The organism is Janthinobacterium rivuli (genome assembly GCF_009208735.1).
Lineage (GTDB): Bacteria > Pseudomonadota > Gammaproteobacteria > Burkholderiales > Burkholderiaceae_D > Janthinobacterium.
The window spans coordinates 1-16,871 of the sequence record NZ_WFLJ01000014.1 but is presented as its reverse complement, the minus strand read 5'-3'; the positions used below and the strand labels follow the sequence as shown (position 1 = coordinate 16,871).

The 16,871-nt window shown below is 64.0% G+C and carries 14 protein-coding genes; 13 read left to right on the top strand and 1 reads right to left on the bottom strand.

Annotation, left to right across the window (positions count from 1 at the left end; genetic code table 11):
* Nucleotides 1-2: 2 nt before the first annotated feature.
* The 5 genes from pcaF (at nt 3) to GCN78_RS18860 (ending at nt 5,561) form a co-directional block, all read left to right on the top strand.
* On the top strand, nt 3-1,205 hold the full coding sequence (gene pcaF, locus GCN78_RS18880; RefSeq protein WP_152253075.1) for a 3-oxoadipyl-CoA thiolase: 1,203 nt from the start codon (nt 3-5) through the stop codon (nt 1,203-1,205).
* A 152-nt stretch (nt 1,206-1,357) separates the two neighbouring features.
* Complete coding sequence (locus GCN78_RS18875; RefSeq protein ID WP_058048361.1) at nt 1,358-2,653, top strand: MFS family transporter; 1,296 nt, start codon at nt 1,358-1,360, stop codon at nt 2,651-2,653.
* A gap of 76 nt (nt 2,654-2,729) precedes the next feature.
* Nucleotides 2,730-3,425, top strand: coding sequence for a fumarylacetoacetate hydrolase family protein (locus tag GCN78_RS18870; RefSeq protein WP_152253074.1), 696 nt, complete (start codon nt 2,730-2,732; stop codon nt 3,423-3,425).
* An 18-nt stretch (nt 3,426-3,443) separates the two neighbouring features.
* Nucleotides 3,444-3,767, top strand: coding sequence for a thioredoxin family protein (locus GCN78_RS18865; RefSeq protein ID WP_152253073.1), 324 nt, complete (start codon nt 3,444-3,446; stop codon nt 3,765-3,767).
* 507 nt (nt 3,768-4,274) lie between these two features.
* A complete protein-coding gene (locus GCN78_RS18860; protein WP_152253072.1) occupies nt 4,275-5,561 on the top strand; it encodes an MFS transporter in 1,287 nt (428 codons plus the stop codon).
* A 63-nt stretch (nt 5,562-5,624) separates the two neighbouring features.
* On the opposite strand, the gene GCN78_RS18855 is transcribed toward GCN78_RS18860, so the two are convergent.
* The gene (locus GCN78_RS18855) at nt 5,625-6,593 is read right to left on the bottom strand and encodes an IS1595 family transposase (protein WP_152253071.1); all 969 of its coding nucleotides are present in this window, start codon (nt 6,591-6,593) and stop codon (nt 5,625-5,627) included.
* Between the two features lie 285 nt (nt 6,594-6,878).
* On the opposite strand from GCN78_RS18855, the gene GCN78_RS18850 reads away from it, so the two are divergent.
* The 8 genes from GCN78_RS18850 to GCN78_RS18815 form a co-directional block, all read left to right on the top strand.
* Nucleotides 6,879-7,898, top strand: coding sequence for an ABC transporter substrate-binding protein (locus GCN78_RS18850; RefSeq protein WP_226939724.1), 1,020 nt, complete (start codon nt 6,879-6,881; stop codon nt 7,896-7,898).
* Nucleotides 7,899-8,101: 203 nt separating this feature from the next.
* Entirely contained in the window at nt 8,102-10,276 is a 2,175-nt protein-coding gene (locus GCN78_RS18845; protein WP_226939723.1) for an ABC transporter permease, read from the top strand.
* Complete coding sequence (locus GCN78_RS18840; RefSeq protein ID WP_152253069.1) at nt 10,273-11,358, top strand: ABC transporter ATP-binding protein; 1,086 nt, start codon at nt 10,273-10,275, stop codon at nt 11,356-11,358. Before GCN78_RS18845 ends, GCN78_RS18840 begins: the two co-directional genes overlap by 4 nt.
* Nucleotides 11,355-12,185, top strand: a complete 831-nt coding sequence (locus tag GCN78_RS18835; RefSeq protein WP_226939722.1) for an inositol monophosphatase family protein — start codon at nt 11,355-11,357, stop codon at nt 12,183-12,185. Before GCN78_RS18840 ends, GCN78_RS18835 begins: the two co-directional genes overlap by 4 nt.
* A gap of 111 nt (nt 12,186-12,296) precedes the next feature.
* On the top strand, nt 12,297-13,391 hold the full coding sequence (locus GCN78_RS18830) for a porin (protein WP_152253068.1): 1,095 nt from the start codon (nt 12,297-12,299) through the stop codon (nt 13,389-13,391).
* A gap of 62 nt (nt 13,392-13,453) precedes the next feature.
* On the top strand, nt 13,454-14,443 hold the full coding sequence (gene iolG, locus GCN78_RS18825) for an inositol 2-dehydrogenase (RefSeq protein ID WP_152253067.1): 990 nt from the start codon (nt 13,454-13,456) through the stop codon (nt 14,441-14,443).
* Nucleotides 14,444-14,455: 12 nt separating this feature from the next.
* A complete protein-coding gene (locus GCN78_RS18820; RefSeq protein WP_152253066.1) occupies nt 14,456-16,402 on the top strand; it encodes a bifunctional 5-dehydro-2-deoxygluconokinase/5-dehydro-2-deoxyphosphogluconate aldolase in 1,947 nt (648 codons plus the stop codon).
* Nucleotides 16,399-16,871, top strand: a 473-nt coding sequence (locus GCN78_RS18815) for a thiamine pyrophosphate-binding protein (RefSeq protein ID WP_264372692.1), incomplete at its 3' end; no start/stop codon positions are given. The genes GCN78_RS18820 and GCN78_RS18815, both read left to right, overlap by 4 nt.

Below are 16,871 nucleotides of genomic sequence, written 5' to 3'. Positions count from 1 at the left end.
ACATGAACCACGCATACATTTGCGACGCGCAGCGCACACCGTTTGGCCGCTATGGCGGCGGACTCGCCGGCGTGCGCGCCGACGACCTGGGCGCCGTGCCCATCCGCGCCTTGATGGCGCGCAACCCCGATGTGGACTGGACGGCCGTCACGGACGTGCTGTACGGTTGCGCCAACCAGGCGGGCGAGGACAACCGCAACGTGGCGCGCATGGCGGCCCTGCTGGCGGGCTTGCCCGACAGCGTGCCGGGCGCCACCCTGAACCGCCTGTGCGGCTCGGGCCTGGACGCCATCGGCAGCGCCGCCCGCTTCATCAAGAGCGGCGAAGCGGGCTTGCTGATCGCCGGCGGCGTGGAAAGCATGAGCCGCGCGCCCTTTGTCATGGGCAAGGCGGACAGCGCCTTTTCGCGCGGCATGAAAATGGAAGACACGACCATCGGCTGGCGCTTCATCAACCCGCTGATGAAGGCGCGGTACGGCGTCGATTCGATGCCGGAAACGGCGGAAAACGTGGCCAGCGACTTCGGCATCAGCCGTCTTGATCAGGATGCGTTCGCGCTGGCCAGCCAGGTCAAGGCGCTGGCGGCGCAGCAGGCGGGCGTGTTCGACAGCGAAATCTGTCCCGTCAGCATCGCGCAGAAGAAGGGCGAGCCGATCATCGTTGCCCGCGACGAGCATCCGCGCGCCACCACGCTGGACACCCTGGCCAAACTGAAACCCGTCGTGCGCGCGGACGGCACGATCACGGCCGGCAACGCGTCCGGCGTCAACGATGGCGCGGCGGCCCTGCTGCTGGCCGACGAGGCGAACGCGGCCCGTTTCGGCCTGACGCCGCGCGCCCGCGTCGTGGCCATGGCGACGGCCGGCGTGGCGCCGCGCATCATGGGCATCGGTCCCGCGCCCGCCACCCTGAAAGTGCTGGCCATGACGGGCTTGAGCCTGGCCGATTTCGACGTCATCGAACTCAATGAGGCGTTCGCCGCCCAGGGCCTGGCCGTGCTGCGCCAGCTGGGCTTGCCCGACGACGACCCGCGCGTCAACCCGAACGGCGGCGCGATCGCCCTCGGCCACCCGCTGGGCGCGTCGGGCGCGCGCCTGGCCATGACGGCCGTCAACCAGTTGCACCGCACGGGCGGCCGCTATGCGCTTTGTACCATGTGCATCGGCGTAGGCCAGGGCATCGCGCTGGTGCTGGAACGGGTCTGATTCCTCGCGCCCGCAGGTGAAAAAAGTTGCCGGCAGTACGTATTAACCCGTATGCCGGGCGGCTTTTTGACCCTGATCAAGGGCGTATGATGCAAAACCAGCACGGGCAATCCGGCTGGCGTTGGCTTTTTCACACGAACAAGAAGACTGATATGACATCCCACGATACTCCGCACGACGTTGCGCAGCTGACTTCCCAGCAGCGCATCAAGGCCATCATTGGCGCTTCCTCCGGTAACCTGGTCGAATGGTTCGACTTCTACATTTACTCGTTCTGTGCGCTGTACTTTTCGCACGCCTTCTTCCCTTCCGGTAATCCGACCACGCAGCTGCTGCAGACGGCCGGCATTTTTGCCGCCGGCTTCCTCATGCGTCCCGTGGGCGGCTGGCTGTTCGGCCGCATCGCCGACAAATATGGCCGGCGCCAGTCGATGATGATTTCCGTGCTGATGATGTGCGGCGGTTCCCTGATGATCGCCGTCATGCCGACCTATGACACCATCGGCGCCTTCGCGCCATTCCTGCTGCTGGTGGCGCGGCTGTTCCAGGGCCTGTCCGTGGGCGGCGAATACGGCACCAGCGCCACCTACATGAGCGAAGTGTCGGAATCGGGCAAGCGCGGTTTCTTCGCCTCGTTCCAGTACGTGACCCTGATCGGCGGCCAGCTGCTGGCCTTGCTGGTGCTGGTGGTCTTGCAGCAATTGCTGACCCTGGAAGAGCTGCGTGCCTGGGGCTGGCGCATCCCGTTCGTCTTCGGTGCCCTGGCCGCATTGGTGTCGCTGAACCTGCGTAAATCCCTGACGGAAACGACCACCGCCAGCGAGCGCAAGGACAAGGACGCGGGCAGCCTGCGCGGCTTGCTCAAGCACAAGCGCGCCTTCATCACGGTGCTGGGCTTCACGGCCGGCGGCTCGCTTGTGTTCTACACGTTTACCACCTACATGCAGAAATACCTGGTCAACACGGCCGGCATGGATACCAAGACGGCCAGCGCCGTCATGACGTGCGCCTTGCTGGTCTACATGATTTTGCAACCGGTGTTCGGCGCCTTGTCCGACCGCATCGGCCGCCGTACCTCGATGCTGTTCTTCGGCGGCCTGGCCACGCTGTGCGTGTTGCCCATCATGCATGCCTTGAAGGACATCAGCAGCCCGTACGCGGCGTTTGGCCTGATCATCATCGCCTTGGCCATCATCAGCTTCTACACGTCGATCAGCGGCTTGATCAAGGCGGAAATGTTCCCCGTCGAAGTGCGCGCGCTGGGCGTGGGCCTGTCGTACGCGGTGGCCAACGCCATGTTCGGCGGTTCGGCCGAATACGTGGCGCTGCAGTTCAAGGCCTGGCACGTGGAAGAGTATTTCTATTGGTACGTCACCGTCATGTGCCTGATTTCCTTCATCGTCGCCATCCGCATGCCGGACCCGAGCCGCTCGGGACTGCTGAAGTAACGTTGTCGTAAAATGGGGGACACTGCGGTGTCCCTTTTTCATCACCGCCTTTTTATCGTGCCGATCAGGAGTCTCCATGCCGTATGTCGTTCCCGCACCGAACCAGCCCAGCGTTCCCGTCACCGGCAGCGCCGATACCTTTCCCGTCCACCGCATCTATTGCGTGGGCCGCAACTATGTCGACCACGCCAAGGAAATGGGCCATACGGGCCGCGAGGCGCCGTTCTTCTTCATGAAGCCAGCCGATGCCGTGCTGCCCGTGCCGGCTGGCACGACGGGCGAGTTGCCATACCCGGCGCAGACGCAGGATTTCCAGCACGAGATGGAACTGGTGGTGGCCATCGGCAAGGGCGGCAGCGACATCGGCGTGGCCGACGCGCTGAGCCATGTGTGGGGTTATGCGATCGGCCTGGACATGACGCGCCGCGACGTGCAGGGCGCCGCGAAAAAGCAGGGCCGTCCGTGGGAGACGGGCAAGGCGTTCGAGCACTCGGCGCCCATCGGCCCGATTACCCCGGCCGCGCAGGCGGGCGACGTCCAGCATGCCGCCATCACCTTGCACGTGAATGGCGAACTGCGCCAGGGCAGCACTATCGATATGCTGATCTGGAACGTGGCCGAAACCATCGCCGACCTGTCGACCTACTTTACCTTGCAGCCAGGCGACCTGATCTACACGGGCACGCCGGCCGGCGTGGCGGCCGTGCAGCGCGGCGACGAGTTGGTGGGCGCCATCGATGGCCTGGGCACCTTGCGCATGAAAGTGGTCTAAGCCATCCAGGAGAGCGGCATGATGAACGACACGTATTCTGTAGCGCAACCGGCGCGCGCCGAAATCGACACCCTGGCGGGGCCGGCCCTGCTGGAATTCGGCACGGGCTGGTGCGGCCACTGCCGCGCCACCCAGGCGCCGCTGGCGGCCGCGTTTGCGCAGCACCCCGGCGTGCCGCATCTTCGGGTGGAAGACGGCCCCGGCCGCGCGCTCGGGCGGTCCTTCCGGGTGAAACTGTGGCCGACCCTGATTTTTTTGAAAGATGGCCAGGAAGTGGCGCGCCTCGTGCGCCCGCTCGACAGCGCCGAGATAGCCAAGGCGTTTGCCCTGATCGACGCGTAGACGGTTTCCATCATTTCTTGCCGCACTGCACCACTGCGCGTATCATAAGCCGCTTACAGCAAGATCAACCGCATCCTTCGTGATGCAGGCGCGATCATCGCCGGCCCGCTCCACCCGGAGGGGCCGCAGGCAAGGATTCACCACAAATGACCGACGCCGCGATGCCGACGCGCGGGTCTGGTACGGAATGCCTGGCGATACGCCGGGCCTGATACACGTCGCCCATCCCCTGACGCCTTTCCTGCCGTGCCCCGGGTAACCGGATGGCGCACGACCGTTGTTTCTCTAAATCAGCACTGATCACGGCGCGTTGGCGCGCGTTGCCAGTAGTTCGCTACGGCAACAAAAACCGTTGTTTTTTGTTTGCAAATTTAATAGCAAATGCGCGGCAAATGCATGCACGCAAGGCTATGATATGCGAACGACACGGAGACAACGTGCTGTGCTGCTGCCTGAAAAAACATCCAGAGAATGGCCTTTAGACACCCTCCCCAAGGAGCGCAGTAAATGAGCACCCCCCCCAAGAAAAATTCCCCCGGCACGGTGCTGTTCGCCAGCCTGATCGGCACCACCATCGAGTTCTTTGACTTTTATATCTACGCCACCGCCGCCGTGCTGGTGTTCCCGAAACTGTTCTTCCCCGCCGGCGACCCGTCGGCCGCCGTGCTGCAGTCGCTGGCCACGTTCGCCATCGCCTTCTTCGCCCGCCCCATCGGCTCGGCCGTGTTCGGCCACTTCGGCGACCGCATCGGCCGCAAGGCGACCCTGGTGGCCGCCTTGCTGACCATGGGTATCTCCACCGTCATCATCGGCTTGCTGCCGACCTACGCCGCCATCGGCACTCTGGCGCCGCTGCTGCTGGCGCTGTGCCGTTTCGGCCAGGGCCTGGGCCTGGGCGGCGAGTGGGGCGGCGCGGTGCTGCTGGCCACGGAAAACGCGCCACCGGGCAAGCGCGCCTGGTACGGCATGTTCCCGCAGCTGGGTGCGCCGATCGGCTTCTTCCTGTCGGGCGGCATCTTCCTGCTGCTCAGCGAAACCCTGACCGATGAGCAGTTCTTCAGCTACGGCTGGCGCATCCCCTTCCTCGCCAGCGCGCTGCTGGTCATCGTCGGCCTGTACGTGCGTCTGAAGATCACGGAAACGCCGGACTTCCAGAAAGTCATCGACAAGAACGAAGTCGTCAAGCTGCCCGTCGCCACCGTGTTCCGCCAGCATGGCCGCATGTTGTTCCTCGGTACCATCATCGCCCTGGCCACCTTCGTGCTGTTCTACCTGATGACGGTGTTCGCGCTGAGCTGGGGTACGACCAAGCTGGGCTTCACGCGCAAGGAATTCCTCGTCGTGCAGCTGTTCGCCGTGCTGTTCTTCGCCCTGACGATTCCGTTTTCGGCCGTGCTGGCCGACCGCCGCGGCCGCCGTGCCACCATGATCTGGGTCTCCGTCGCCATCGCCATCTTCGGTCTGGTGCTCGCGCCCATGTTCGGCTCGGGCGTGACGTGGGAAGTGACGCTCTTCATGGCCGTCGGCCTGGGCTTGATGGGCATGACCTACGGTCCGCTGGGTACGATGTTGTCCGAGCTGTTCCCGCCGGAAGTGCGCTACACGGGCGCCTCGCTGACGTTCAACCTGGCGGGTATTTTGGGCGCTTCGCTGGCGCCGTACATCGCCACCTGGCTGGCCACCAACTACGGCTTGCAATACGTGGGCTATTACCTGTCGCTGGCGGCCGTGCTGACCCTGGGCGCGCTGTTGATGGTGGGCAAGCCACGCGCGGGCAAGGAAGCCTGGCAGTAACACGCCTCTGATCCCGGAGCATCCGAAAGCCGCCAACTGTACGCACAGCTGGCGGCTTTTTGGCTATGTCACCGTCAGATGTGGGAATGCGCCCAATGTTGCTTTCAATAGCGTTTCGGGTGAGCGGATGCGTCTGGCGTCGAGTATCCAGCGCCAGCCCAGATAATTCGGCAGATAGCGCGTGGCCACGCCGTGAAACGGCCTTAACCATTCGCGCAGGCGGCTGTGATATGCATTGACGTTCTGCACATGCGCGGCGCCCTGCACACGGATGCCGGCGCGCAAGTTGACGGCCTGATGAGTGAGGCCCGCTTCCCGCGCAAACGCCCGGTAGGCGGCATGGCCATCCGTGACCAGCAGGATATCCTTGTCGATGACAGGCAACAAACAGCGGTGCAGTTGCGCCTTCGTCAGCGTGCCTTTGCCGGTGACGAAATCGAGGGTCTGGCCCGTGCGGTCGCGCGCCACCAGGATGCAGACCTGTTCATTGGAAATGCCGCGTTGGTGGGCATGGCCACCCCGGCGGCGGGCCGGACGCGTCATTTGCCTGGATCCCTTTTCCGACTCCAGCACATATAACTCGTCGGCCTCGGCGATGCCATGCAGGCCATGCGGCCGGTCCGTTTTTGCCAACGATAAAAATCGGTGGCGCCAGCGAAACGTGGTGTTGCGGTGCACGCCCAGTTGTCGCGCCGCCTTGCGCACGGAATCCGATGCAAGCAGGCAATCGGCATAATCGAGCCACTGCGATTTATGGCGCAGGCGGGCCAGAGGCGTCCCCGTCAAGGCATTGAAGGTGCGCCCGCAGGGCACGCAGCGGTAGCGCTGCAAGCCGTGCGCATGGCCATGCCGATGCAGGTGCGGCGAGTGGCAGGCGGGACAGGCCAAGCGCGACTGCGCCACGCTTTCCAGCAACGCGACGGTCGCGTCGTGTGGCGTGTTGCCACGCAGCAGGGCCATGCCTGCCTGCCGCTGGCGCCGGTTCAACTGCGCAAACTGCGCGATAAAGCTGATCCATTCGGCTGGCTGCATGATCTGCTCCCGGTGTGGTGAGTATGCAGAGTCAGACAGCACCGTCATGGGAAGATTCCGGCATTTCCCCTATTTTACGAGGACATAGCCGCTTTTTTTGTCGGTAAAACACCACGCCGCACGCCTGCCGAGATTCTTGTTGACAGTCAAAATCGGCTGGTGGTAAGGTGTGCACACGTGTGCAATGCAGTGCAAGTCTTGAAAAAGCACATCCCGGGACAGTGACACCGCAAGATAGCGGTGCGGTCTGAAGTACCACAACGACAACAAACTTGGAGTGAGACGATGAAGATGCGTAATGTTGCGATCGCTATAAGCCTGGCCCTGCCGATGACGGCCATGGCCGCCGACGAACGCCTGTCCGTACTGTGTTCGGCCGACATGGAATGGTGCCAGCTGATGAAGAACCGCTTCGAGGCGGAAAGCAAGATCAAGGTGTCGATGATCAGGAAGAGCGCCGGCGAGGCGTATGCGAAGATCCGCGCCGAAGCGTCGAACCCGAAATCGGACATCTGGTGGGGCGGCACGGGCGACCCGCACCTGCAGGCCGCCGCCGAAGGCTATACGGAAGAATACAAGTCGCCCACCCTGCTCAAGCTGCAGCCGTGGGCGCTCAAGCAGGCCGAGACGGCCAAGTACCGCACCGTCGGCATCTACATCGGCATCCTGGGCCTGGCCTACAATGAAAACGTGCTGAAGAAGAAAAACCTGCCGCCGCCGCAATGCTGGAAAGACCTCGTCAAGCCCGCCTACAAGGGCGAGATCGAGATGGCCAACCCGAATTCCTCGGGCGCCGCCTACAACGCGCTGGCCACCGTGGTGCAGCTGTTCGGTGAAGAGGAAGCCTTCGATTTCCTCGCGAAAATGGGCCAGAACGTCAGCAAGTATCCGAACGCGGGCGTGGCGCCCGGCGAGGACGTGGGCCGCGGCGAAGCGGGCGTGGCCATCGGCTTCATGCATGATCTGATGAAACTCACCGTGGCCGGCTTCCCCGTGAAAGTCTTGCCGCCCTGTGAAGGCACGGGCTACGAGATCGGCTCGATGAGCATCGTCAAGGGCGCGAAAAACATGGAGCAGGCAAAGAAATTCTATGAATTCGCCCTGCGTCCCGACGTGCAGAGCGAGGCCGTGAAGGCGCTGGCCTTCCAGATCCCGTCCAACGTGGCCGCCACCATTCCCGCCGCCTCGCCGCGCCTGGAAAACATCAAGACCATCAACTACGACTTCGCCAAATATGGCGCGTCGGACACGCGCAAGCGCCTGCTGCAACGCTGGACGACGCAGATTTATTCTGCCGGCAATTAACGCGCGCCAAAACTTACTGCGCGTCGCGATTTGCAGCCTGCGATGCTCACTGTGCTAGCGCACAGCTGCGCGTCTCGGCTACAACTCACTGCCGCTCGCTACAGTTTTGGCAGGCGTTAAACCTATATAAATTGTTCAAAACGTCTGGAAATCAAGGCGCACCGCGCAACAGAATTTCAGACGTTCATAGTTGGATGAAACTCATGAAAAAGATATTTTACGGCTGGCTGCTGGCCGCCCTGGCAGCGTTGTGCCTGTTGCCCTGGCAGCAGCAGGAAGCGGGACTGTTCGCCGGCGAATGGCTGCGCGACGGCCAGTTCTTCGCGGAGCGTGGCGCACCGGCCGTGCTGCACCTGCTGTCGTTCGGCGCCTGGCCGCTGGGCGTGTTCTTCGCCCTGCTCGCCGCCAGCGCCGCGCTGGTGGCCGCCAATCCCCACCGCAAGACCCTGGGCCTGGGCCAGATCGCCATCGGCGGTGCCGGCATGCTGTGGCTGGCATGGCTGGGCTGGGGCCCGCTGGCCGCCGGCACCGGCCTGGGTTTCGGCGCGCTGCTGCTGGCGCTGTGCCTGCTGTTCCTCCTCACGTCCGGCGCGGCCGCCTGCGGCGTGTGCCGCGGCGACGCCTTCGTCGCCGGCGCCATCGGTCTCATCATTTGCCTGATTTCCCTGTTCGTGCTGTTCCCCGTCGCGCTGATCCTCGTCAGCGCCGGCCAGCCGATGGATGATGGCGGCACGGGCGCCGCCGCCCTGGCGCTCCGCATGGTGGATCCGGGCATCTGGAGCCTCAATTGCGTGTCCGGTCCCGGCCGCTGCGGCGTGGCCTGGAATACGCTGGCGCTGGCCTTGCTGACGGGCGTGTCGGCCACCTTCCTCGGTCTCGTGTTCGCCCTGCTGGTGACGCGCACCAATGGCCGCTGGGTGCGTCCGATGCGCGCCATCACGATACTCCCCATCGTCACGCCACCCTTCGTGCTGGGCCTGGCGCTGATCCTGCTGTTCGGCCGCAACGGCGCCATCACGGGCCTCGTCGGCGACCTGTTTGGCATCGAACAAAGCCGCTGGCTGTACGGCATGACGGGTGTGTGGCTGTCGCAGATGCTGGCCTTTGCGCCGATCGCCTTCATGACATTGATCGGCGTGGTGGAAGGCGTCAGCCCTTCGCTGGAAGAGGCGTCGGGCACCCTGGGCGCGAGCAGCTGGCAAACCTTCGTCAAGGTGTCGCTGCCCTTGATGCGTCCCGGCATCGCCAACGCCTTCCTGTTGTGCTTTATCGAAAGCATGGCCGACTTCGGCAACCCGATGGTCTTGGGCGGCAATTTCCACGTGCTGTCGACGGAAATTTTCTTTTCCGTGGTGGGCGCCTCGAACGACCAGGGCCGTGCGGCGACGTTGGCCATCGTGCTGCTGACCTTTGCCGTGGGCGCCTTCTTCATCCAGAACCTGTGGCTGGGCAAGAAATCGTATGTGACGGTGACGGGCAAGGCCGACCACGGCGGCCACGCCTCGCTCAATCCGCGCCTGAAGACCACCCTGTGGACCATCGCGCTGCCATGGTTCGCCTTCACGGCGCTGGTGTATGGCACGGTGGTGGCGGGCGGCTTCGTGAATAACTGGGGCCAGGACAATGCCTTCACCTTGCGCCACTACATCGACGCCTTCGGCATCACGGCGGGCGCTTCCGGCTGGCACTGGACGGGCCAGGCCTGGCCATCGCTGTTCACCACCTTGACGATTTCGGCCATCGCCGCGCCGCTGACGGCGTTTGTCGGCATCCTCTCGGCCTGGCTGCTGGTGCGCCAGCAATTCGCCCTGAAGAGCGCGTTCGAGTTCGGCACCATGCTCAGCTTTGCCATTCCCGGCACCGTCATCGGCATCAGCTACATCCTCGCGTTCAACTCGGCGCCGATCGAGTTGACGGGCACGGCGACGATTCTGATCCTGTGCTTTGTCTTCCGCAACATGCCGATGGGCTTGCGCACCGGCATCGCCGCCATGCGCCAGCTCGACGGCAGCCTGGACGAGGCGTCGATCACCCTGGGCGCCAGCAGCTGGACCACCATGCGCAAGGTCATCCTGCCGCTGCTGCGCCCGGCCATCGCCTCGGCTCTCGTGTATGGCTTCGTGCGCTCGATCACGTCGATCTCGGCCGTCGTGTTCCTCGTCAGCGCCGACTATGACATGGCCACGTCCTACATCATCGGTCTGGTGTCGAACGGCAACTACGGCACGGCCATCGCCTACGCCACGGTCTTGATCGTCGTCATCCTGCTGTGCATCCAATTGATCCACCTGCTGGTCGGCAAGCGCCGCCTTCGCCGCGTCAGCGCCGAAAAAACGCTGCCGGCCGCCGTTCCCAACCTGGAAAAGAGCTACGCATGAACCACTTTACTACCCAAGCAACAGAGCTTGCCGCGCTGGAATTCGACGGCGTCACCAAGCGCTACGGCAAGGCCCTGGCCGTGAACGATGTCTCGTTCACCATCGCGCCGCGCACCATGGTCACCCTGCTGGGGCCCAGCGGCTGCGGCAAGACCTCGACCCTGCGCCTGATCGCCGGCCTGGAGCGCGTCAGCGCCGGGCGCATCCTGCTGGCCGGCGAGGACGTCACGTTGACGTCGGCCGCCGAGCGCGACGTCAGCATGGTGTTCCAGTCGTATGCGCTGTTTCCGCACATGACGGTGCTCGACAATGTGTGCTACGGCTTGACCGTCTCGGGCGAGACCAAGCCGCGCGCCATCGAACGGGCGCAGGAAAGCCTGCGCCTGGTGGGTCTGGCCGATTTCGCCGCGCGCTTCCCCAACGAACTGTCGGGCGGCCAGCAGCAGCGCGTGGCCGTGGCCCGCTCGCTGGTGCTGCAGCCCAAGGTGCTGCTGCTGGACGAACCGCTGTCGAACCTCGACACGAAACTGCGCCGCCGCGTGCGCGACGAGATCCGCGACATCCAGGTCAAGCTGGGCTTGACGGCCGTGTACGTCACGCATGACCAGGAAGAGGCGCTGGCCATTTCCGACCAGATCATCGTCATGAACCGCCAAGTGATCGCGCAAAAGGGCACGCCGCACGAGCTGTTCGAGTCGCCGGCCGACAAGTTCGTCGCCGACTTCATCTGCAACGCGAACATCGTCGATGGCGTGATCGAATCGGTGGCCGACGGCAAGGCCGTCTGTGTGATGGGCAAGCTGCGGCTGCGCCTGCCATGCCGCGGCCAGCGCAGCGGCGAAGCCAGTTTCGCCGTGCGTCCGGAAGCCATCCTGCTGTCGCCCGCGCAGCCCGACAGCGCCATGGTGGTGCGCGTGGCGCGCGCCACCTACCTGGGACGCGAAATGCAATACACGCTCGACACGCCCGTCGGCGAACTGTTTGCCGTCTCGCACGACTTGAGCCAGGTTTTCACGCAAGGCACATCGGTCGCCATGACCGTACACGAACATGGCGCAGCCATCATTGGAGGACAAGCATGACAGATATGACACAGGCAGTACTGGCCGATGCGGCCACGCTGGAACGCTATGCCTATGCGCGGCACATCATCCGCCAGGCGGGCGAGATTGCGCTGGGCATGTTCCTGCGCCGCACGGAGCTGGTGATCGAGGAAAAGGGCTTGCAGGACATGGTCAGCATCGCCGACCGCATGGTGGAGGATTTCCTGCGCGCGCAGATCGCCGAACGCTTCCCGGAAGACGCCGTGGTGGGCGAGGAGCGCGGCGGCGGGGCGTCCGATGCGCGCTGCGTGTGGGTCATCGATCCCATCGACGGCACGGCCTGCTTCGTCAACGGCATGCTGGCCTGGTGCGTGTCGATCGGCGTGCTGGTCGACGGCCAGCCCGCCATCGGCGCCGTGTACGACCCGAATGCGGACGAGCTGTTCCATGCTTGCCTGGGGCAGGGCGCGCACGTGACGGCGAAGGCGGGCGAAACGCGGCTGCGCGTGAACGACGTGGCCAGCTTGCAGGGCGGCGTGCTGGGCGTGGGCTTTTCGCACCGCGTGGGCACCGACACCTTTTTACCGTTCCTGCTCGACGTGCTGGAAGAGGGCGGCATGTTCATCCGCAACGGTTCCGGCGCCTTGATGATCGCCTACGTGGCGGCCGGGCGCCTGATCGGCTATTTCGAGCCACACATCAATTCCTGGGATTGCCTGGCGGGCATCGTGCTCGTCAACGAGGCGGGCGGGCGCTGCAATGATTTTCTCGCCGATAAGGGCTTGGAAAAGGGCAACCCCATTCTCGTGGGCGGTCCCCGTTTGTATCCGCAACTGGAAGCGCTGGCATTGCCGCGCTGCCAATAAACCATCCACTTTGAAAGGGAGGGAAGGCGTCCAGCGGCGGACGCGCGCAGGAGCAACACACTGTTGAGCATCATGAGTAATCCACAACCATAAAAACAGGCAGGAGACAAGATGAAAAACGGGATGAACACCTTGCAGTTGAATACCATCGCCATGGGCTTGTTGCTGGCCATGCCGGGCTGTGTCCTGGCGCAGTCGAGCGTCGTCGTGTACGGGCGCATCCATGCAGGCCTCGACCATATCGAAAGTTCCACCTCGGCCGCGTCACCGCGTGGCGAATCGCTGACGCGCGTATCGGACAATTCCTCGATGCTGGGCTTCCGCGGACGCGAAGATCTGGGCAGCGGCAACTTTGCCTTCTTCCAGATCGAAGGCAATGTCAAGACGGACGATGGCACGGGCGTCCTCAACAGCAAGGATACCTATGTCGGACTGGAAAACGCCGCCTATGGCCGCATCGCGCTGGGCCGCTTTTCCACGCCGATCCGCCAGATGAATGGCTACACCAACCGTTTCGTGGGGCAAGGCATCCAGGATGACGCCAACATTTCCCAGCTCGGCGGTGAAGGCTTCAACCGCCGCAGCGCGAACGCCATCAGCTACCGCACGCCCGTGGTGCAAGGCTTCAGCGCCACGCTTTACCGCGCCAGCGAAAACGAGGCGTCGAACGGCGACCGTATCTATTCGGGCATGGTGCAATATGTAAACGGTCCCATCAAGGGGGGCGTTGGCTATGAAAAGCACAAGGATGCGCGTCCCGGTTTCAGCGAAAAAATGTTTCGCGCCGCCGCCAATTACAACTTCGGTGGTGGCGATGTGGGCGTGGCCTGGAATCGCATGATCTTTGACGTGGCCAGTGGCGACTTGCAGCGCGACTACTTCACCATCACGGGCGCCTACAAGGCGGGCGGCGGTTCCTTCATCGGCCGCTTTGGCGTCGCTGGCGATGTGTCGGGTAGCGCGCCGAACGGTGCCAGCGTCACCGTCAAGGCCACCTCGCTGGTGCGTGGCGACGACAGCGGCGCCAAGCAGGCGACCTTGGGCTACGAGTACTACCTGTCCAAGCGCAGCACCGTGTATGCGTATTACACACAGACGAGCAATGACAAGAACGCCAACTATTCCTTTGGCAGCAACTCGTTTTCCAGCGTCAAGAAGGGCGCCAAGGTCAGCGGTGTGATGCTGGGCGCGATTCATTTGTTTTAAATATTTGCCCGGAAATGCACACGTGTGCATTTCCGGGCAAGACGACTATCAAGGAGATTTACATGATTCAAGTGGCATTGTTCGGCGCCGGCCGCATCGGCCGTATTCACGCTGGCAATCTGGTGCGCCAGCCCGGCGTGCGCCTGAAATACGTGGTCGACGTGCATGCGGGCGCGGCGGCGGAAGTGGCGGCCCTGCATGGCGCCAGCGTCGCCAGCGTGGAAGCCGTGCTGGCCGACCCTGAAGTCAAGGCCGTGCTGATCGCCTCGAGTACGGACACGCATGCGGACCTGATCGTGCGCGCGGCCGCCGCCGGCAAGGCCATCTTTTGCGAGAAACCCGTCGACCTGACGCTGGAACGCGCGCGCGCCGCCGCCGCCGCCGTCAAGGAAGCGGGCGTGCTGTGCATGATCGGCTTCCAGCGCCGCTACGACCCCACGTTTTCCGCCGTCAGGCAGCGCATCGCGGCGGGCGAGATCGGCACGCCGGAGTTGCTCATCGTCACCAGCCGCGATCCGGGCCCGCCGCCCGTCAGCTACATCCAGGTGTCGGGCGGCATCTTCAAGGATATGCTGATCCACGATTTCGACATCTTCCGCTGGATACTCGACGATGAAGCCGTCAGCGTGCACGCGACGGGCAGCTGCCTCGTCGACCCCGCGATCGGCGCGGCGGGCGACCTCGATTGCACGGCCGTGACCATCCGCACGGCACAAGGCCGCTTGTGCCAGATCAACACCACTCGCCGCGCCGCCTATGGCTACGACCAGCGCTTCGAAGTGCTGGGCAGTGCCGGCATGCTGCAGGCAGGCAACCACAAACCGACGGAAGTGACGGCGTATGGTGCCGTCAACGTCAGCGTGGACCGTCCGGAAGATTTTTTCCTGGAACGCTACCGCGCCGCCTACGCCAGCGAGATGGCGCACTTTTTCGACGCCTTTGCCCACGGCGCGCCCCTGCGCACCACCGTCCACGACGGCTTGAAGGCCCTGGAACTGGCCGAAGCGGCCACCGTGTCGTGGCGCGAGCAGCGCATCGTGCAACTGTCATAAGGAAGCAATGCCATGAAGAATACGACTGAATTTGCCCAGGGCCGCGCGCTCGACGTGATCTGCCTGGGCCGCCTGGCGGTGGACCTGTACGCGCAGCAGATCGGCAGCACCCTGGAAGACGCGACCAGTTTCGCCAAGTATCTGGGCGGCTCGTCGGCGAATATCGCCTTCGGCACGGCCCGCCTGGGCTTGAAGTCCGCCATGCTGTCGAAAGTGGGCGACGACCATATGGGGCGTTTCTTGACGGACACGTTATCGAAAGAGGGTTGCGACGTCAGCCATGTCGGCATCGACCGCGACCGCCTGACGGCCCTCGTCATGCTGGGCATCAAGGATAAAAACACCTTTCCCCTGATTTTCTACCGTGAAAATTGCGCCGACATGGCCATCGACCTGGCGTCGGTGGATGCGGCCTTCATCGCTTCGAGCAAGGCGCTGTTGATCACCGGCACGCATTTTTCGACGGCTACGATGCACGCCGTCAGCACGCAGGCCCTGAAATTGGCGCGCGCCAATAACGTGCGCACCGTGCTCGACATCGATTACCGGCCCGTGCTGTGGGGCTTGTCGGGCAAGGCCGATGGCGAAACGCGTTTCGTCTCGAACGAAGGCGTGACGAAACATCTGCAAAGCATCCTGCCGCAGTTCGACCTGATCGTCGGTACGGAAGAGGAATTCATGATCGCCGGCGGCGGCGCGGACATCATGGCCAGCTTGCGTGCCGTGCGGGCCGCCACCCTGGCGACCCTGGTCGTCAAGCGGGGCCCGCTGGGCAGCGCCGTCATCGACAATGTGGTGCCGGCCAGTCTCGACGATGCATATAACTACCGTGGCGTGCGCGTGGACGTGCTGAACGTGCTGGGCGCGGGCGACGCTTTTCTTTCCGGTTTCCTGAAGGGCTGGCTGCGCGGCGAGGGCTACGCAGCGTGCTGCCGCTACGCGAATGGCTGCGGCGCCCTCGTCGTGTCGCGCCACGGCTGCGCGCCGGCCATGCCGTCGCCCGTCGAGCTCGACTATTTCCTGGCCAACGCGGCCAAGCTGACGCAGCCGGACCAGGACGCGACCTTGTCCCGCCTGCACCGCACGACGGTGGCGCGCAAGCAATGGAATGAGTTGTGCGTGTTTGCCTTCGATCACCGCACGCAATTCTTTGAGCTGGCCCAGCAGGGAGCCAGCGATGAAGCGCGGATTGCAAAGCTCAAGCAACTGTTCGTGCAAGCCGTGGCCCAGACGGAGGCGGCGCGCGGCTTGCAAGGCGGCACGGGCGTGCTGATCGATGACCGCTATGGCGCCGATGCGCTCAACGACGCGACGGGGCGCGGCTGGTGGATCGGCCGTCCCGTCGAGATGCCGGGCTCGAATCCGCTGCAGTTCGACTGGGGCCGCTCGCTCGCGTCGCGCCTGACGCAGTGGCCCAAGGAACATGTGATCAAGTGCCTGGTGCAGCTGCACCCCGACGATACGCCGGAAAACCGCCTGGAGCAGGAAGCGCAGATCAAGGGCTTGTACGACGCCGCGCAAATCACGGGCCATGAATTGCTGCTGGAAATTATTCCCGCCAAGTCGCTGCCGCAGCACGACGACACCGTGTACCGCGCGGTGAAACGGTTGTACAACCTGGGCATCTATCCGGAATGGTGGAAGCTGGAAAGCATGTCGGCCAAGCAGTGGCAAGAGATCGATGCCCTCGTGCACGAGCGCGATCCGTATTGCCGTGGTGTGGTATTACTTGGCCTGAACGCGCCGATTGCTGCCCTGGCCGACAGTTTCGAGCAAGCCAGTGCCAGCAGCACCTGCCGCGGCTTCATGGTGGGCCGCACCATCTTCCAGGAACCGAGCCGCCGCTGGCTGGCTGGCGAGCTGGACGATGCGGCCCTGATCGCTGCCGTGCGCGCCAACTTCGAACAGCTGATTTCCCTGTGGCAGCGCACGCGCAACCGCCTGGAGCGTGCCGCATGAAGACGACGATCCGCTTGACCATGGCCCAAGCCTTGGTGCGCTATCTGGCCGCCTTGCGCACGGAGGACGGTGATGGTTCCTTGATCCCGCTGTTCGGCGGCGCCTTCGCCATCTTTGGCCACGGCAACGTGGCCGGCCTGGGCGAGGCGCTGTACCAGTACCGGGAATCCTTTCCCACCTACCGCGCCCACAACGAACAGGCGATGGCGCACTCGGCCATTGCCTACGCGAAAGCCCACATGCGCCGGCGCATGCTGGCCGTCACCAGTTCCATCGGCCCCGGCGCGACGAATTTGCTGACGGCCGCCGCGCTGGCGCACGTGAATCGCTTGCCGGTCTTGCTGTTGCCCGGCGACGTCTTCGTCTCGCGCGCGCCGGACCCGGTGTTGCAGCAGCTGGAAGACACCGGCGACGGCAGCGTCTCGGTGAATGACGCTTTTAAACCTTTATCACGCTATTTCGACCGCAT